Source organism: Acidimicrobiales bacterium (genome assembly GCA_036491125.1).
Lineage (GTDB): Bacteria > Actinomycetota > Acidimicrobiia > Acidimicrobiales > AC-9 > AC-9.
In genome coordinates this window covers 1-17724 of the sequence record DASXCO010000111.1, presented here as the reverse complement: position 1 = coordinate 17724, position 17724 = coordinate 1, and the positions used below count along the sequence as shown (strand labels likewise).

Below are 17724 nucleotides of genomic sequence, written 5' to 3'. Positions count from 1 at the left end.
ACGGGCCGGTCGACGGCGCGGCTGGCCCCCATGGCCAAGCTGTTCGCCTGTCAGACCTTCCGTGACGTGACCGCCATGGCCCAGCAGGTGTTCGGTGGCGTCGGCTTCACCGTCGAGTACGACATCCAGCTGTACTTCCGCCGGGCCAAGCAGCTCCAGCTTTCCTGGTGGGACTCCCGCTATCTGGAGGAGCTGGTTGCAGTCGAAGTGCTCGACGCCTGATCAGGCTCGATGACCGTGGGTCATGGCTTGCCGTGTGCCTGGCCCTGGCTCGAGCTGTTCGCCCCGCCGCCACCCTGGTGGGAGCCGGCGTTGCCCGCGCCCGAGCCGGCGCCGCCCGCGCCAGAGCCGGTGTCGCTGGACCCCCTGCTTGTGCCCGTGGTAGCGCCAGGCCCCGGGTTGGAGCCGGCATTGCCCGAGCCGGCGGTGCTCGCGCCCCCGCTCGCGTTGTCGGCCCTCGTCGTGCCGGCCGAGCTGGCCCCCTTGCTTGCCGAGCTGGTCGTACCTGTCGCAGGGTTCGGCGTGCCCGCGGGAGCTCCGGAGGCCGCCGCGCCGGCACTGCTCTTGGCGCCCGGCGGTAGCAGACCACCGCAGGGTGCGATGCAGCTCGCCGACCCGCTGTCGGCCGACCCAGGTCCAGTGAGAGCGGTCGTGGGTGGCGTGCCCGAAGTACCTGGTGTGACCGGATGATGGCCGGCACTGTTGCTGGGGCCAGGGACGTCGAGACCGACGAAGCTCAGCACTTGGGAGGCCACGCCCTGGGCGGCGCTAGGCAGCGATCCAGTGGCGGCGGCGGCCGCTGCGCCGCCGACCACGAGCCCTCCTGCGACGGCGGCCACGGCAACCTTCTGGGAGACGAGCCCGCGGACGAGCGTGCCACGCCGGCGGCGTGAGGGTGGCTGGGTGGTCTGGATCGGTAGCTCGACGGTCTGGATCGGCTCGCCGAGGAACGCAGCGATGACCGTCGCCTCTTCCTCCAGCTCGTCGGCATGGGCGGGAGCCGACGCGGCGGCCAAGAGCCTGGCCAGGCCGACGTAGCCCGGAGGCACGTCGTCCGGGCCGAGACCGTCGAGGATGCGACTGGCCGTGCCCTCGTCGAGGGCGAGTGGATCGAACAAGCCGTGATGCGGCCAGGACGTTCCGAGATCTGCGATCTCGAAAGACGCATCGTCCGCAGGGCTCATGGTGTCAAGCCTCCACGGCCCCGGGCCTGGCGGTGACGTGCTCGGCGAGGCGCCGCAGTCCTCGATGAGCCAGAATGCGCACCGATCCCGGGCGGCGCCCGACGATCTCGGCCACCGCTGTGGCGCTCAGCCCTGCGACCACGCGCAGCGTCACCACCTCTGCCTGCGCCGGCGGGAGGGTGGCGATGAGGCGGAGCGTCGCCTCGGTCGAGAGGTTCTCCTCGACTGCGATGGCAGCGTCGTCGATACGACCCACAGTCTCCAGCGATTCCACGTAGGTGACCTCGGGTGCCCGTCGGGACAGGGCGCGCAGCCGATCGATGTGGCGGCGACGTGCGATCGTGAGCACCCAGGAGCGGAACCCTGCCTCGTCGCCCGAGAACCGGCGGAAGCCTCGCACCACCTCCAGCCAGGTCTCTGCGGCTAGGTCCTCGGCAGCGGCTGTCGCGACCACCCGCAGGTATCGGACAACAGCCGGTTGGAGATCTCGGAACAACAGTGCGAACGCGGCCTGATCTCCCCCCTGGGCATCCTTCAGAGCCACAGCGAACCGTTCCCCGAGCATTGGTGCGCCGGAGCATACGCAACCGGCGCTTGACCGAGATCCGCGCCATGTGTTTGTAACGGTCGGAGGGCTGAATACTTGCGCCCACCTGGCGGCGCTTCTGGGGACCATGCCTGCTGAGCAGGCAATTCTCGCTCCTCGGCCGTTGGCCACGGCGGTTGGGTCGATGAGCTCGGGATCGTCGTGTCGGGTCCCGGGCGTGCTGGCGCAATTGCGCCCGGTGCGATGATCGTCCATGTCCTCGGTTCCCGCTGATCGCGCCAACCGACAGGGTGGGTCGTGCCGTCGATCTTGCGAGGGACGGCGGGCGCCGGCGAGCGGTAGCCTCCAGCGATGCCCGCCGCCGGCGTTCCTCGGCCGCCCGATTTCGTTGGCGTAGGAGTGCAGCGGTCGGGGACATCTTGGTGGTACGAGTTGCTCTGCGCCCATCCTTCCTGCGCCTCCGACCCCGGTCTCAAGGAGCTGCACTTCTTCGACCGCTTCTGGGCCCAGCCGTTCGGGGAGGCGGAGGTGGCCGAGTACCACTCCCACTTCACGCTCGCCGGGGATGGCGTCGTGGGGGAGTGGACGCCGCGCTACCTGCAGGATCCGTGGGTTCCTGCCCTCCTGCGTTTGGCGGCGCCCCGCGCCCGTTTGTTGGTCCTCCTGCGGGACCCACTGGAACGCTACCGGTCGGGGCTCACACACAGCCTCTCCTACGATGGGCTACCGCCGACCGCCCTGGTGGCCACAGACGCATTCGCTCGGGGGCTCTACGGCGCCCAGCTGGCTCGGCTCTTCGCTGTCGTGCCCGCCACAGAGGTGCTCGTGCTCCAGTTCGAACGCTGCGTCTCCGACACCCGGGCCGAACTGGCGCGCACCTACTCTTTCTGTCGTTTGGACTCGGCTTTCGTGCCCGATCGGCTCGAGGAGCGCCGGCTCGAAACCGCCGGGCCCAAGGTCCCGGTACCGCCCGCCGCGGCCGAGGCCCTCACCGCCGCCTATGCCCCCGACCTGGCCCGGCTGGCCGAGCTTGTCCCGGATCTGGACTTCGGCTGCTGGCCGACGGCGGTCGCCGCCGGTCTGGCCGGCGGTGCAGCGACATACTGAGCGTGGGGATCATCTGCGTCACCGGCATGCACCGCGCCGGGACCTCGGTGCTCGCGCGCGCGGTGCACCTCCTCGGCGCCGACCTCGGACCGGAGCGTTGGTTGTTGCCCGCCAACGACGACAACCCGCGTGGCTACTGGGAGGACAACCGGGTGGTGCAGCTCAATGACCAACTATTGGGCTTTCTGGGCGGATGGTGGCACGACCCGCCCACGTTGCTGGGTGAGTGGGCGGGGGAATGGCGCCTCGAGCCGTTCCGGGTGTGGGCGGCCCAGCTCGTGGCCGAGCGCGCTCCGGTCCTCGACGCCGGGCAGCCATGTGGATTCAAGGACCCACGCTTGTGCCTGTTGCTGCCGTTTTGGCGCTACGCGGCGGCGGTGGACCGAACAGTCATCTCGGTGCGCGACCCCCGCGAGGTGGTCGATTCCCTGACTCGGCGGGACGGCCTCAGCCCCGAGGAGGGCGCCCAGCTGTGGCTTCGCTACACGGCGGCCGCTGTGGTGAACGCACCCGATGCGCTCGCCGTGCGTTACGAGGACTGGTTCTCCGCTATCGGCGGAACGCTCGGCGCGGTCGCGAGTCATTTAGGCTTGGAGCCTCCCGGTGCCGCCCTTGTTGACGAGCTGAGCGCCTTCGTCGAGCCTGCGCTGCGCCGCAGCTCGGCTCGGTCCGCTCCCGGATCGGGTGGTCGGCAGCTGGCCGCTGCCCTGGAGGTGCATGAGGAGCTCACCACCGGCCCGGTGGCGGGCTCGGTCCCCGTCATGGTGGAGCTGCTCGACCGCGTTCAAGGCCCCGAGCGCGGCCAGGCATGAGCCGGCGAGGCAGGAACGGCCGCGTTATGAGGGCAGCGGCAAGCACTATTCAGTCGGAGCGACCGATGATCCGGGCCGGGTCGCCGCCCACGATCGTCATCTCCGGGACCTCGAAGTCCACGACGGTGGCGGCGCCGACGATGCCGCCGGCCCCGATCCGGGCGCCGGCCAGCAACGTGGCGCCGGTGCCGATCCAGGCGTCGTCCCCGATCTCGACGACGGCGGGAGGGGAATGGCCGGCCCCCAGGTCCGGGACGTGGTTGCCGGGTGGGCACGAGAACGGGTCGTCCGCGACCAGCACCCTGGAGGAGATCAGGACTCTGTTTCCGATCGCCACCCGACCCCTCGTACAGAAGATCGGCCCGGCCAAGGTGCAGTGGTCCCCGATATCCACTTCGCCGTGCGGGCCCAGGTCGAACAGGGTGTCGATATAGATGCCGGTGTTGCGGCCGACTCGCAGCCCCACCGGGCGTTGGCTCCGGTAGTGCAAGAACGCGAAGGCCGAGTACAACCAGCTGCCCGGGCCCACCTCCACGTTGGCCGGGACCGGGGCCGGATACCAGTCGTGCTCGAGAACGGGTGCAGTCACGGGCCGATCGGACGAGCCGGGTTGCCTTGGACTCTGGTGCCGGCCGCTACGTCGGAGGTCACAATCGAGCCTGCCTGCACTCGGGCCCCGGCCCCGATGGTTACGCCCTTCAGGACGGTGGCACCGATACCGATCCAGGCGTCGTCCTCGATCAGCACGGGCGCGGTGTCGATGAGGGGCCGGCTCGAGCGGTCGCCTCCCGGAGCAAGAGCCACAGCGTCCCGCCGCCGGGCCTCCACGTTCAGCGGGTGAAAGTCGCAGTCGGCCACGGTGACGTTGTAGGAGATCACCACCCGCTCGCCGAGGCGGATGTGGTTGGCACACATGAACAGCGGTCCCACGAGCACGCAATCGTCGCCGACCTCGAGCAGCCCACCCTCCTCTACGCCGAAGCCGGCCCAGGTGTACACGACCACCCGCTGGCCGAGCACCAGGCCGGGATGACGCCGACTGCGGAAGGATGCCAAGCTATCCCGGCGCTCGATGTAGCACCCCTCCCCGACGATCACGTTGGGCGGCACGGTCCGGTAGTCCCAGGCGCCCGTCAGATCCTCGAGCGGCGGCAGAGGGCGGGCCATCGGTCCGTCGCCGCTGGCGGTTCCTTCCTCCACTCAGGCGCCCACCCGGTCGAGCAAGCGGCCCAGCACCACCGAAGCGGCGAAGTGCTCCTCCGCCATCTCCCGGGCGGCGACCGCGTGACGCTCGTAGTCGCGTTCGACCGTCCGTAGGGCCCGCGTTGCGCCTTCGGCGTCGTCGAAGGAAAGCAACCCGCGCCCGTTGGGAAGGCCCTCGCTCCAACCGGTGTCCTGTAGAACGGCGGGACGGCCCGCTGCCAGGTAGCAGACCGACCGGGAGCTGAACCATCCCGAGCCGGTCGCCGTGTAGATCTGCTTGGCCACGCTGCATTCGCCGCGCGAGCCCGACACGTATCCGCGGTAGCTGTCGGCGGTGCGGCTGGCAGACGGCCCGTCCACGACCGACCAACCCCTGCTCTGCCAGCGTTCGACCGGCGGATCGACGCCGCCTACGGCCAGCTCCAGCTCCAGGCCGGTGAGGGCCGGCAAGTCCTCAATACGGGCCAACTCCGGACCCTTCGAACCGTAGCGACGACCGCAGTGCTCGACGACGCCGGCGTAGTTGTCCCAGGTGAGCACCGTGGTCCAGCGCCGCCCGGCGGGCCGCGCCGTCCACCGGCTGGTCACTACCGGCGGCAGCAAGGCCTCCCACTGGAGGCCCAGGTCAGGGAGCTGGCACCCGGGTCGTCCGGTGCGGGCCGCGTAGGTGAAGAACCTGTCATGGGCCCGGAAACCGGACGTGCCCGGCCACAGCATGCCCGCGTCGTGGCGGGGGAATACCACGAAGTGATTCCAGCCCGGGTCGGTGTCGATGAGAACCTTGCACCGGCTCTCCAAGTACTCCTCGCGCAGCAGGCACATGCCCGAGACGTTGAGGAACACATCGGCGCCCGCGACCGTCTCGATCAGGGCCGACGGGTCCATCCCCCACGTCTGTCCGTCCGGACCGCGCACGTGCCAGCGGCCGCTGCCGGCTATCCCGGCCGCGTTGTCGGCCAGGGTGGACTGCAGGAAGGCCACGCCCCCGGCCAGATCCTCGGTATAGCAGCGCTCCACCGGCTCGTAGCCGGCGAGGCCGGCGTCTTCCAGGTAGGTGACCTCGAAGCCGAGCTCCTCCAGACCGAGGACGTACTGCAGGTAGTCCCAGGCCACCCCGCCGACCGGCCAGGTGGCCATTACGCCGCAGACCACGGCCTTCATGGGGCGACGTCCGCGTCGGCGAGCAGCCTGCCTACGACGGCGGCTGCCGCGAACCGCTCAGCCAAGGCCCGGGCTGCCTTGGCATGGCGCTCGGGCTCGTTGTCGACGGTGCGGATGGCGCTAGCAGCGTCCTCCGACCCGGAGAAGGTGAGCAGGCCCTCCCCGACGGGTAGCCAATCGAGACCGACGTCGGAGCACACCACGGGGCGCCCTGATGACAGGTAGAGGAGCGACCGGTCATTCATGGCGCCGGTGCGGGCGACCACGAAGCCTTCCTTGGCCACAGCGAGCTCGCCCCGTGACCCACGCACGTAGGTGGCCAAAGCGTCCAGAGTGCGGGTGACCGGCACCGGATCGATGACCCGCCAGCCCTCCGACACCAGTCGCCCAACAGGGGCATTGGACGCTACCGCCAGCTCTAGCTCCGCCTCGACCATCGCCGGCAGGGCCATGTGCCGTTCGTACTGCCGGTCCTTCTGGCCGTAGACGACACCTTCGTGGCGGACGGTAGCGCCTGTGCTCCAAGAGGTGACGGTCGTCCAGCGACCTCGGGCGGGCATGGCCACGGCCGGCCAGGAGTTCAGGTGCACGGGAGGCACCACGGGGATCCACTGCCGACCGCCGGTAGGGAAAGGGCCGCCTCCGGCTTCGGCCAGGTTCACCGCCGAGGTGGCGAGGGTGTCGTGGGCCGCGACCATCGTCGTGAGCGGCTCACGTCCCTCGGCCAGCTTGAGCTGGGTCAGGGGGGCGTCGCAGTCGACCAGGACGCGCCGGGGAGCCCGCTCGAAGGCCCGGCACCATGACGACGCTCCGACATTGACCAGTACGGCGCTGGACTCGAGAACGGCCTCCGCCTCGTCGGCGGACATGCCCCAGTTTCGCCCCCCACCCCGGTACCACCAGCGAGTACCGGCCAGTCCGACGGCTGCCAAGGCGTCTTCGAGGAAGCGGGTCCCGTAGCCGGCATCGTCGGTCAGAGCGCCGGCGTCGACGTCCCAGCAGGCTTGCTCAGTCACCGCCGCCTCCATGAACACAGGTTCGAAGCCGAGGTCGCGCAGGCCGAGCATCCAATTGAGGTTGACCCACGCCATGCCGGCCAGCGGATAGCGGACTAGGTAGCCCACGACCACTGCCACCGGGCGGGCGGGAGCGTCGGGGGTCAAAGCGCTTCCAGCATCGCCGCGCACACGTGCTCGGCCTCGAAGTGCTCTTCCACCAGCTTTCGGGCGGCGCGGGCGTGGCGCCCTGGGTCGGCGGCCACCTCCTCCAGGGCCGCCGCGGCCTGGGCCGGGTCGGAGAAGGCCAGCACCCCCTCACCCTCGGGCAGCCATTCGCTCCAGCCGGTGTCCTGCACGACCGCCGGGCGACCGGAGGCTAGGTAGGAGCAGGTGCGGTCGGAGAACCACCCAGACCGGGCCGTCACGTAGCCGTGCTTGGCGAAGCCGATCTCCCCGGCGCTCGCTGCTATCCAGGCCCGGTAGTCGGTGGTCTTCTCGCTCACCCCGACGGGCTCGCGCACGTGCCAACCCCCTCCGGTCATTGTGCGCTGAGCCCTGGCGCTGCCGCCGAGAGCCAGCGACAGTGGTACGCCCGTGCGGTGGGGAAGATCGGCGTACTCGCGCATGGTGTCGCCCTTGGTCCCGTAGTACACGCCGTCCCAGCTGATCCCGGGGTAGGCCTCCCAGTGGGTGACGGTCGTGAAAGGTGCATCGGGCTCGGGCGGACCGGCCACCGGCCACAGGCGGGAAACCACAGGCTGGCGGGTCGGCAACCACTCGTCGCCGGGCCGAGGAGCCGGGAGGGGAGGCCGACCGAACGTAAACAGGCGGGTATGGGTATCGGCCACCGTGGCCGTCGGTGTGGTACTCGTGCGCATACGCACCTGGTTGAACACGGGGTCGGTGTCAACGGCGAGGCGATGTGGAATGTGCAAGTACTCCGGACGCATCGGTGCCGAGAGCGAGACGTTCACCAGCACGTCGGCGCCGGCCAGGACGTCCATGGCGCGGTCGCGGCCGAGGCCGTCCCAGCGATCGGTGGGCACGTGGCGGTAGACCCAACGATCCCCCATGCCGACGGCGTCCATCTCGGCAGCCAGGCGGCGGACGCCGTAACGGCAGTCGTGGTCGAAGTCGAGCCGTTCGAAATCGAAACCCCAGGGGACGTCCCCGGAGTCCTCCAGGTACCAGACCTGATGGCCAAGTTCGGTGAACCCCAGCGCGAACGAAACCGCGTGCCAGAACAGGCCCGCTACGGGGAAGCCGGCGTAGTAGCCGCTGACGACCACGTTCATGGGCCGCCCCCGGTCATCCGGCCGCCGTGCTCATATGCCTGCCTCCAGCAGCCCAGCACATACCCCGGCGGCGTCGAAATGCTCCTCGGCCAGTTTGCGAGCGGCCGCCGCGTGACGCTCAGGATCGGCTGCCACCTTCTCGAGGCCGGCTGCCGCCTCGGCCGTCGTGCGGAACGCGAGGATGCCGTCGCCGTTGGGGAGCCAGTCGACCCAGCCAGTGTCCTGCACCACGGCTGGGCGCCCGGAGGCCAGGTAGCAGCAGGTGCGGTCGGAGAACCACCCGCAGCGCGCCACCGCGTAGGCGTGCTTGGCGAAGCCGATCTCCCCAGCGCTGTTGGAGACGAACGTCCGGTAGTCGACGCTGGAGCGGGTAGCGGCCAGGGCGTCGGTAATCCGCCACCCGTGGGCGGCCAGGACCGGGCCGCCTTCCTCGGCGCCCTCGCCCCCGGCCAGGCCGATCTCGATAGGTACGGCGGTGCGCCCGGGCAGGTCGAGGTGTTCCCGGATCGACCGGTCCTTCATGCCGTATTCGCGACCCTCGAAGACCAGCGGCTTCGAGAAGGCCTGCCAAGAGGTGACTGTGGTGAAGGGGTCGCCGGGCCGGGACGGCGGCGCCACCGGCCACGACTCGGCATGGACCGCCTGTCGCGTAGGTACCCACTCGTGGGCGGGCTGCTGGCCCGGCAGTGGCGCACGCCCGAAGGTGAACAGCCTGGTGTGGCGTTCGGCCACGTCCCAACCCCTGGCCACCCCGACCTGGGTAAAGACGGGGTCGGTGTCTATGGCGAAGCGGTGCGGGATGCAGCGGTACTCCGGCCGGTCGGGAAGGAGCAGCGAGACGTTCACGAGTAGATCGGCTCCCCGCAGCACCTCGTCTAGCTCTGAAGCGCTGAGGCCAGAGACCCTCCCGCTCGGATGGCGGAGCGCCCAGCGCCCCGTCAGGCCTATCCGATCGAGTTCCTCGGCTAGAAAGCGCGCACCGGCGTCGCAGTCGGGATCGGGCAGCCGGGTGAGGGGATCGAAGCCGCGGTCGGCGGTCCAGCCGGGATCTTCTACGTACCAGACCTCGTGGCCGAGGTCCCGGAAGCCCAACGCGTAGGAGACCGCGTGCCACAGGAAGCCGGCAACGGGGAACGGCGCCACCCAGCCGCTCACCACTACTCGCATTTTCCGTCCTTCCCTTTGATTCGTCCGGCCGTCCTCACTCAGTCGACTCCGGCGTCTGAGAGCATGCGGGCCAGCACCTTGGACGCGTCGAACTCCCGGGCGGCGAGACTTCGGGCGGCTTGGGCATGCTTGTCAGCATCGGCGTTCACGGCTTCGACCGCGGCCGCGGCCTCCTCGGTAGTGGAGAACGGGAAAAGCCCCTGGCCCGTCGGAAGCAGGTCGTGCTCGCCCCACCCGGTGTCCTGGGCAATCACGGGCCGACCGGCGGCGAGGTAGTTGGCGCCGCGTTCGGAGAACCAGCCGCTCCGTGAGCGTACGTAACCCTGCTTGGCCACTGTGACCTCGCCGCGGCTGGCCGCGATGTAGTCGCGGAAACTCCATATCGTGCGGGTCGGCACGCGGGGGTCCACCACCCGCCATCCGGCTTGCCGGATCTCCTCGACGGGGGCGTTGCCGTCGACGCTCGCATCGAGGCCCACCTCGAAGGATGCGCCTGTCCGGCCGGGAAGGTCGAGGACCAACGGGAACTCGGCGTTCTTCTGGCCCCACTCCTCGCCGTCCCAGTGCGCGACTCCATAGGGGGCCCAGTGCATCACGGTCGTGTAATCCGTCCCGGGTCGGTCGCGTGTGTGGTTCCAGAACGGCAGCCATACCGGCTGCCGGGTGGTGATCCATCGGAACCCCCCCGAGGGCAGCCGGCACTCCGGACGTCCGTACAGCTCGGCGAACGTGAAATGCAGGTCGTGGCGGGCGATCCAGTCCCTCACGCCCTTGTGCTGCTCGGCCGCGACCTGAGTAAAGGCGGGGTCAGTGTCCACGTAAGCCACCAGCCCTGCTCGGCGGTGGTGTTCGCCCAGGGTGCTACCCCCACTGACGTTGAGGAGCAGATCGGCTCGGGCACACCGGGCGTGGACCTCGGCTCCGGTGGCCCCGTGCCAGTCCCCCGAGGGGTCCCGGTAGGCCCATGGCAGCTCGAAGCGGCCGAAAAGCTCGGTCAGCCACGCCACGGTATAGGCGGCCGTGCCATCGGGATCGCGCGTGTCGGGGTGCAGCGGCCAGGCCTGATTGTCCTCGAGGTAGGAGACCTCGACACCTAGATCTCGGAAGCCGAGGCAGTATTGCAGGTAGTGCAGAGCCACACCCGCGAGGGGGAAGTAGCCGGCGATGCCGCACACCACCACGCTGGTCACGGGCGCCCGCCCGCCAACGGTGCGGCTCCGGCAGGCTGCGCCGCGGAGCTCGTCGCATAGCGTTTGGACCCGTTGAGACGACGCTTGGAACCGTTGGTAACCGTCGTGGATCGGCCGACTCGCGCCTCGGGCCCGGGCTCGCGCCCGAAGCGCGCCTCGTGCAGGTCCCGGTACAGACCGGAAACGCGGATCAACCGCGCGTGGGCGCCGGACTGGACGATCCTCCCGCCCTGCACTACCAGCACCTGATCGGCCCGCTTGACCGTGGCTAGCCGGTGGGCAATTACTACGCAGGTGCGGTACCGGGTGAGCCTCTCGACGGCGTCCATGATGAGGGCCTCGGTCCCGGCATCCAGCGCGCTGGTCGGCTCGTCCAGCAGGACCACCGGCGCGTCGCGCAGGAAGGCCCGGGCCAGCGCCACTCGCTGACGTTGTCCTCCCGACAGGATGACCCCTCGGTCACCCACGGCGGTGTCGAGGTCATCGGCCTGAGTTACCAGCTCGTCGAAGATGTTGGCGTCGCGCGCCGCCTGCTCCACTTCGGCGTCGGTGGCGTCGAGACGTCCATAGCGGATGTTCTCGCGCACACTGTCTGGGAACAAGACGGGGTCCTGGGGGACGAACGCCACCTGCTCACGCAGCCACTCCGATCTGACGTGGCGCACGTCGATCCCGTCGAGGGTGATCCGGCCCCGGGTCGGGTCGTACATACGCAGTAGCAGGCTGGCGATGGTGGACTTGCCCGCGCCAGTGGGACCGACCAGCGCCGCCAGCTCCCCAGACCGGACGTCGAAGCTCACGCCGTGCAGTACGGGCTGGCCCCGCCGGTAGCTGAAGCTCACGTTATGGAAGGCCACGATCCCGGCGGAGCGTGTTGGCGTCGGTACCGGCCGGTCGGGCTCCTCGGGCTGGGGCTGGTCGAGCACGTGGAAGACTCGATAGGCGTTGGCGGCGGCTTGCTGCAGATCGGCGAAAACCGTGGAGAGCCCCGACACCGGAGAGTAGAGGCTTCCGGCGTAGGTGATGAACACGAGCACCTCGCCAGTAGACAGCCGGCCCGATAGGGCCTGCTCGGCGGCCAGCAAGGTGACCAGACCCATGCCGGCCGCCAGCACGCCGTTTACGCTGATTCCGAAGACGGTCTGGAGACTCACCAAGCGCATCATCGCTTGGCGGGAGGCGGTCACCCGCCCGCGGAAGCGGTCGGTCTCGTATTGCTGGCGGGCAAATGCCTGGACGGTCCGGATGCCTCCGAGGGTCTGCTCCGCCTGGGCGTAGACCTCGGACTCGCGCTGGGCGTGGACGAGGGCGAACGAGCGGATCCGGCCACCGAAGCGAGATGTGACCACGAGGGCCAACGGTGTCGAAACCACGGCCACCAGGGTCAGCTCGACGTCGAGCTTCAGCATCACCAACAAGGTGCCGATCAGCGTGAGCAGCGCCGTGGCGGTGGGGAGCAGCCCGTTGAGCAGGACGGCCTGGACTGCATAGGTGTCAGTGGTGACTCGGTAGATGCCGTCCCCCGCTCCGGCGGTGTCGTGGTAGCGGAGCGACAGCCGGGTGAGATGGCCGAACAATCGGCCTCTCATGTCTTCGATGAGCCGTTGTGCCAGCCCGTACACCACCCGGGTCTGGAGCACCCCGAGCGCGGCTGAGCCGGCGAAGAGCAGGAGTGTCGCCGCCACGGTGAGGGCCAGCGTCGGTTGAGGTCCCAGTCCGTGGAAGGGATGCCGACCGAGGACATTGTCGACCAGGATCTTGGTCGGCCACGGCTTGGCCAGCCCGACGACGACCGACGCGGCGCCGATGCCTAAGGCGACCAGGACGGCCGGCCAATAGGGCATGAGGTAGACGAGCAGCCGGCGCTCGACCGAGAGTCCGGCCGCCGCCGGGGATCTTCGCCGCCAGCCATTGAGTGCTCCTACGACGTTGACAATCCCAGCAAGACCGACCGCTGCGACAGCGACGAGAGGCGCTCCGATGCGCACGCCGCTCAGACCGCCTGGGTCAGCATGGGCGCCAGTGCCTCCCAGGTCCCGGCCAACCCGGTCTCGAGGCCGACTTGAGGCTGCCACCCGAGACTGGCGTGGACCCGGCGGAGGTCGCTGACGTAGTCACCGGTCTCGACTGCCGCCTCCATGGCCGGCCACGGCGCCGCGGCCACTCGCCCGCGGCCCACCGCTCGAACCACTGCCTCGGCCATCTCCCGGATCGACACTGGTGCCGGGCCGCCCGCGTTGAAGGCTTCGCCTATTGCAGCCGGGTGGGTGGCGGCAATGGCGCACAGCTCGACAACGTCGTCAACGTGGACGTAGTCCCGCAGCTGCGTACCGCCGCCGTAGACGGCGATGTCCCCTCCTGCTGCTGCGGTGGCGAGGAAGTTGCCCACGACGCCGAATGCCCGGTCCGGGCGGTCCTGGCCGGGTCCGTACGGGTTGGAGATCCGCAGCGAGCACGTCGGTAGCCCGTAGAGGTCGTGATAGAGGCGGTGGTAGTGCTCGCCCATCATCTTGTGGAGCCCGTAGAGGCTGACGGGTTGCTGCGGGTGATCCTCGCCGACCGGCAGGTGGCCGGCAAGGCCGTACTGCAGGCGCGACCCGGGGAACACCACTCGCGCGCCCTGGTTGTGACGACGCAGGGCCTCCAGCAGCGCCAGCTGGCCGCCAGCATTGCCGACAAGGTCGTCGAAGGGCTCGCGCAAGCTGCGGGATGCGCCCGAGTGGCCAGCGAAGGGAAACACGGCGTCCAGGTCCTGGACCAAACGCCCCAGGAGATCGGAGTCGGTGGCGTCGCCGGCCACGAGCTGCACGTCGGCCACGATCGAGCCGAGCCGCGTGGCGACGTGGGGATCGTCGAGATCCCGAACCACGCCGGTGACGACCCAGCCGTCGGTGAGCAGGTACCGGGCCAGGTGCGAACCGAGGAACCCACCCACGCCCAGCACGAGGGCCCGGCGGCTCACCGGGCCGCCTCCTCGACGACACGGACCACGAGGGGCCCGGTCCGCCACAGACCTCTGCCAACTTCGACGACGGCGATCGCGGCGACGACAGCCGCCAGCGGCGGAGCCAGACCGAGGAGCACTCCCGTCGCTACCAGCGAGGTCAGCACGCCCGCCCGACGCACTCTGCGGCGGACGCGGATCTGGACGCTCCCCTCGGGGTGGGCGCTGGTGACCAGTTCCCCCGTCACCAGGGCAGAGCCTGTCATCTTGGCGTCGTAGGCCTCCCAGCCCGTTGCCGGCGCGACCCGTAGCCCGGCCCGCCGGACGGTGAGCACCACTGCGGCGGCCAGCTGCGGCCGTGGCACGGTGGCGGGCAGGAGGAGCACGCCGCGGCCGATGCGGCGCGCCGGCCCGGGCAGGCGCTCGGCCGATGGGACTCGCTTCCGCGCTGCTCCTCCGACCCGAGCGCGGGCCCACCAGCGGACGATGGGCTGGAGGACGTGAAGAATGGCCACGCCCGCGCGGAACATGGGCGCCCACCCTCGCAGTCGCCTGGGCGGTCGGGTCCGTCTGGCGTCGATTGCCAACAGCACCGCGATGGCGATGACGCTGGCCAGAGCCGGTGCGGCCAGGAGAGGCGACAGGGCGCCGAGCGGAGCCGTCAGCAAGGCGAGGGCGGCAAGGGGCACTCCGACCTGGTGTCCGATGTCGAGGGTGTGGCCACCGCCTCGGTACACCGACTGATAGGAAGAGGCCCCGTACAGGCCGCGGTAGACGCGTTGCCGGCCGAGGCTGGGAACGAACGAGTCGTAGATCCGGCCTCGCCACCTCGCCGACCCGGTAGGCGTGAACCGGTCGGGGTGACGGGCGGCGACCAAGGCCTCGGCCCGCCCGTAGCCTCGCTGCTGGCGGAGGTAGCCCCGGAGACCGGGACGACGATGGTGCCAGATCGACGCCGCAGGGTGAAACCCGATCTCCCAACCCCGGTCCAGCACCTTCCAGCAGACGTCGACGTCGTCTCCCGCCGCGGTGTAGACGGGGTCGAAGCCGCCGATCTCCTCCAGGACGATCTTCCAGAACGCCATGTTGCAGCCGGGCACGTGCTCGGCCCGGTCGTCGTTCACCAGCACGTGGAGGGGTCCGCCCGGGGCCCGGGCCACGCGCTGGGCTCCGAGCGGGTCGCCAGCAGGCGGGATGTTGGGACCACCCACGCCCCCGACCGTTGCGGAGTCGAGGCCGAGGGCCAGGTACCAGGGCCACTCAGGCGGGGGATAGGCGTCGGCGTCGAGGTAGGCGACGAGGTCGCCACGTGCGGCCCGGAGGCCTGCGTTGCGGGCCGCGGACAGTCCGGCGTGGGGGATCCTCACCAGCCGTGCGGCGGTGTGACGCTCGGCGATCGCTGCGGTCGCATCGGTGGATCCGTCATCCACCACGACGACGTCGAGGTCGGGGTACGTGAGCGCGCAGGTGTGTCGCAGGCACTCGTCGAGCGTCTCGGCCGCGTTGTACGCGCAAATCACCACGCTCATGGAAGGCCAGGGATAGTCGAGGTCGGCAACCGTGCGGTCGTTCCACGAGCGGGCCACGTCGAAGGCCGGCCGTGGTGAGCGGTCCTTCCTGGTAAGACCGAAGCGCCAGCCCTCGACCGGCTGGTCACCCACCGACCACTCGTCGGTCCAGGCGAATACGCACGCGCCCGCAACCCCCCGCTCGAGAGCGGTCTGGAGCTGCCAATCGAGAGCGCTCGCCTGACGGCGCTCGCCGGCGGGACCGTCTCCGGCGTGGAGACCGACCTCGCCGAGCACGAGAGGCCGGTCACCGGAGAGGTGCTGCAGCCGGGTCAGGTAGCGACGGAAGTCGGCCTGCCGTTCGAGGAACACGTTGAAGGTGAGGAAGTCGAACGAGTCGAGCGGGAGGTACTCGGTGGTGGGGTAGTTGGCGTAAGAGACGAGCTGGTCAGGATCCTCGTCCCGTACCGTGTCGACGAGGCCGCCGAGCGCGGAGGCGACCGTTCGTGTGCCGACCCACCGCAGGACGTCGGCCGGGACCTCGTTGCCCAGCGAAAGGGCCATCACCTCATCGGTACCGGCGAGGCGCCGGGCGACCGCCCGCACCTCCTTCTCGGCCCGGCGGACGATGTCCCGGTGCTGGCGCCTCGACGCGCCGAGCAGGTATCGCCAGTCGGGCCAGAAGACACCAGCGAAGAGCTTCAGGCCCCAGTCCGCGGCGAGCTCTACGACATCGTCGGGCGGTGGCGTGTAGGTCCGGACGACTGTGAACCCCGCTTCGTGCATGGCGCAGAAGTCCCGCTTGATCTGCTCCCGATCGGGGAACAGCGCCCCGTCCTCGCGCTGGCCGAAGGTGCCGTAGGTGACACCTCGGAACAGGAACCGTTGCCTATCGAGCGCGAACTGCTTGCCGTCTGTTTCGACCCGCACCCCAGCTGACCTGACCTTTCCCCAGCCTGCGATGGTAGGGATCGTCTTTGGGGCGGATTGTGTTACAGGTCGCCTCCCGTTGCCCTCCAAGGGGCCTGACACGTCGTCAGGTTGGCGGTACGATCAGCCCATGCAGATCCCGAGGATCATCTCCGTGGACGATCACGTCGTCGAGCCGCCGACCGTGTGGACGGATCGGCTCCCCTTCCGGTACCAGGACGTCGGTCCACGCGTCCTGCAGGCTCCGGTGAAGGAGATCTCCTTCGTCGGCGGCAAGTTCGTGGCCGAGCCGGGCAAGCCGGGGGATCCCGGCGAGCCGGTCGACTGGTGGCTGTACGAGGACCTGCGCCGTCCGCTGCTCAGGGTCGACGCCGCGGTCGGCCACGACCGGGACGAGATCACCATGAAGGGGACCACCTACGACTGGATGCGCCCAGGCTCGTGGCAGGTCAAGCCCCGCCTCGAGGACATGGACACCAACTGGATCGAGGCGTCCTTGTGCTTCCCCACGTTCCCGCGTTTCTGCGGACAGACATTCATGGAGGCCTCGGACAAGGACCTGGCACTGCTGTGCGTGAAGGCCTACAACGACTGGATGGTCGACGAGTGGTGCGGTGAGTCGGGCGGCCGGCTCATCCCGCTGACCCTCATCCCTCTTTGGGATGCCGAGGCTGGCGCGGCCGAGGTCAGGCGCAACGCGGACCGCGGTGTGCACGCCGTGTGCTTCTCGGAGATCCCGCCGTTCCTCGGGCTGCCCTCGGTGCACGACAAGGACCACTACTGGGACCCGTTCTTCGCCGCCTGCGAGGAGACCCAGACGGTGATCTGCATGCACATCGGGTCGTCCTCGAAGATGCCGTCGACCTCGAAGGACGCCCCTCCGGCGGTCGGCTCGACACTCACCTTCGCCAACGCCTGCTACTCGTTGGTCGACTGGCTCATGTGTGGCGCCTTCAACCGCTTTCCGGATCTGAAGATCGCCTACTCCGAAGGCCAGATCGGCTGGATCCCCTACATCCTCGAGCGGGCCGACGTCGTGTGGCAGGACAACCGGGCCTGGGGTGGCGTGGCCGAGAACGTCCTGCGACCCCCGAGTGAGCTGTTCCGCGAGCACGTGTACGGCTGCTTCTTCGACGATGCGCACGGGCTGCGGTCCCTCGACGACATCGGCGTCGACAACGTCACTTACGAGAGCGACTACCCCCATTCCGACAGCACCTGGCCGCGCACACGCCAGATCGCCGAGGAGCAGATGAAGGACCTCGACCCCGAGGCGGTCGACAAGATCGTGCGAGGCAACGCCATCCGCATGCTCGCCCTCGACGGCTGACGCGTTCTCGGCACGGCGCTCGGCTTTGCCGCGACGGGCAACTCGTCGCCGTACGGACGCGGCGCCAACGCGCGCGCATGCCCGGTATACGAAGCCGCTGACCAGGTCCCGGTTGGCCCAGCTCCCCAGCAGCCGTGGCCATTCGGTAACGGCGTGCCGGGGCCGAAGCCCCCGTAGCGCGTCCGTGGTCGTCGTAAGGTGGCCCCAGTGGCGAAGGTCGACTACAGCGGACGCATGGCCGGCGTCTACGGGGCCGGCCGTCGGCTCCCGCCGGAGGTCATGTCGGCCTGGATGGATACGGTGGTTGCGCATATCGGGGCCGCGGACGGTCCGATCCTCGATCTCGGC

General features: G+C 69.7%; 16 protein-coding genes. 4 read left to right on the top strand and 12 right to left on the bottom strand.

Annotated features, from left to right (window positions below; genetic code table 11):
- Positions 1 to 222 (top strand): acyl-CoA dehydrogenase family protein (locus tag VGF64_09615; GenBank protein HEY1635003.1); only part of this gene is annotated, 222 nt, incomplete at its 5' end.
- Positions 223 to 242: 20 nt separating this feature from the next.
- On the opposite strand, the gene VGF64_09610 is transcribed toward VGF64_09615, so the two are convergent.
- Both VGF64_09610 and VGF64_09605 read right to left on the bottom strand, forming a co-directional pair.
- The gene (locus VGF64_09610) at positions 243 to 1184 is read right to left on the bottom strand and encodes a hypothetical protein (protein HEY1635002.1); all 942 of its coding nucleotides are present in this window, start codon (positions 1182 to 1184) and stop codon (positions 243 to 245) included.
- Positions 1185 to 1188: 4 nt separating this feature from the next.
- Positions 1189 to 1749 (bottom strand): sigma-70 family RNA polymerase sigma factor, encoded by a 561-nt coding sequence (locus VGF64_09605; protein ID HEY1635001.1) that lies wholly within the window; start codon positions 1747 to 1749, stop codon positions 1189 to 1191.
- A gap of 333 nt (positions 1750 to 2082) precedes the next feature.
- Between VGF64_09605 and VGF64_09600 the strand changes: the two genes are divergently transcribed.
- Together VGF64_09600 and VGF64_09595 are read left to right on the top strand one after the other, a co-directional pair.
- Entirely contained in the window at positions 2083 to 2838 is a 756-nt protein-coding gene (locus VGF64_09600; protein HEY1635000.1) for a sulfotransferase, read from the top strand.
- A 2-nt stretch (positions 2839 to 2840) separates the two neighbouring features.
- Positions 2841 to 3650 carry a hypothetical protein gene (locus VGF64_09595; GenBank protein HEY1634999.1) on the top strand — a complete coding sequence of 270 codons (810 nt, stop codon included), beginning with the start codon at positions 2841 to 2843 and terminating at the stop codon, positions 3648 to 3650.
- Between the two features lie 49 nt (positions 3651 to 3699).
- On the opposite strand, the gene VGF64_09590 is transcribed toward VGF64_09595, so the two are convergent.
- Genes VGF64_09590 through VGF64_09545 form a run of 10 tightly spaced genes read right to left on the bottom strand, consistent with a single transcriptional unit; the run spans position 3700 to position 16046 of the window.
- On the bottom strand, positions 3700 to 4239 hold the full coding sequence (locus VGF64_09590; protein HEY1634998.1) for an acyltransferase: 540 nt from the start codon (positions 4237 to 4239) through the stop codon (positions 3700 to 3702).
- Entirely contained in the window at positions 4236 to 4850 is a 615-nt protein-coding gene (locus VGF64_09585) for an acyltransferase (protein ID HEY1634997.1), read from the bottom strand. The genes VGF64_09590 and VGF64_09585 overlap by 4 nt, the downstream gene beginning before the upstream one ends.
- The gene (locus tag VGF64_09580) at positions 4851 to 6014 is read right to left on the bottom strand and encodes a hypothetical protein (protein ID HEY1634996.1); all 1164 of its coding nucleotides are present in this window, start codon (positions 6012 to 6014) and stop codon (positions 4851 to 4853) included.
- Positions 6011 to 7150, bottom strand: a complete 1140-nt coding sequence (locus VGF64_09575) for a hypothetical protein (protein ID HEY1634995.1) — start codon at positions 7148 to 7150, stop codon at positions 6011 to 6013. Before VGF64_09575 ends, VGF64_09580 begins: the two co-directional genes overlap by 4 nt.
- Before the next feature lie 23 nt (positions 7151 to 7173).
- On the bottom strand, positions 7174 to 8307 hold the full coding sequence (locus VGF64_09570; protein HEY1634994.1) for a glycosyltransferase: 1134 nt from the start codon (positions 8305 to 8307) through the stop codon (positions 7174 to 7176).
- 30 nt (positions 8308 to 8337) lie between these two features.
- Complete coding sequence (locus tag VGF64_09565; protein ID HEY1634993.1) at positions 8338 to 9474, bottom strand: hypothetical protein; 1137 nt, start codon at positions 9472 to 9474, stop codon at positions 8338 to 8340.
- A 38-nt stretch (positions 9475 to 9512) separates the two neighbouring features.
- The gene (locus tag VGF64_09560; protein HEY1634992.1) at positions 9513 to 10664 is read right to left on the bottom strand and encodes a hypothetical protein; all 1152 of its coding nucleotides are present in this window, start codon (positions 10662 to 10664) and stop codon (positions 9513 to 9515) included.
- Complete coding sequence (locus VGF64_09555) at positions 10661 to 12652, bottom strand: ABC transporter ATP-binding protein (GenBank protein HEY1634991.1); 1992 nt, start codon at positions 12650 to 12652, stop codon at positions 10661 to 10663. The genes VGF64_09560 and VGF64_09555 overlap by 4 nt, the downstream gene beginning before the upstream one ends.
- 5 nt (positions 12653 to 12657) lie before the next feature.
- Positions 12658 to 13626, bottom strand: coding sequence for an NAD-dependent epimerase/dehydratase family protein (locus VGF64_09550; GenBank protein ID HEY1634990.1), 969 nt, complete (start codon positions 13624 to 13626; stop codon positions 12658 to 12660).
- Positions 13623 to 16046: a glycosyltransferase gene (locus VGF64_09545; GenBank protein HEY1634989.1), complete on the bottom strand. Its 2424-nt coding sequence runs from the start codon at positions 16044 to 16046 to the stop codon at positions 13623 to 13625. The genes VGF64_09550 and VGF64_09545 overlap by 4 nt, the downstream gene beginning before the upstream one ends.
- Before the next feature lie 130 nt (positions 16047 to 16176).
- Between VGF64_09545 and VGF64_09540 the strand changes: the two genes are divergently transcribed.
- Positions 16177 to 17376 carry an amidohydrolase family protein gene (locus VGF64_09540; protein ID HEY1634988.1) on the top strand — a complete coding sequence of 400 codons (1200 nt, stop codon included), beginning with the start codon at positions 16177 to 16179 and terminating at the stop codon, positions 17374 to 17376.
- Positions 17377 to 17724 lie beyond the last annotated feature (348 nt).

Coding starts and splice junctions, on each gene's coding strand:
- VGF64_09605 (HEY1635001.1), bottom strand. CDS start 1,749: ATGCTCGGGGAACGGTTCGCTGTGGCTCTGAAGGATGCCCAGGGGGGA.
- VGF64_09570 (HEY1634994.1), bottom strand. CDS start 8,307: ATGAACGTGGTCGTCAGCGGCTACTACGCCGGCTTCCCCGTAGCGGGC.
- VGF64_09580 (HEY1634996.1), bottom strand. CDS start 6,014: ATGAAGGCCGTGGTCTGCGGCGTAATGGCCACCTGGCCGGTCGGCGGG.
- VGF64_09600 (HEY1635000.1), top strand. CDS start 2,083: ATGCCCGCCGCCGGCGTTCCTCGGCCGCCCGATTTCGTTGGCGTAGGA.
- VGF64_09610 (HEY1635002.1), bottom strand. CDS start 1,184: ATGAGCCCTGCGGACGATGCGTCTTTCGAGATCGCAGATCTCGGAACG.
- VGF64_09540 (HEY1634988.1), top strand. CDS start 16,177: ATGCAGATCCCGAGGATCATCTCCGTGGACGATCACGTCGTCGAGCCG.
- VGF64_09565 (HEY1634993.1), bottom strand. CDS start 9,474: ATGCGAGTAGTGGTGAGCGGCTGGGTGGCGCCGTTCCCCGTTGCCGGC.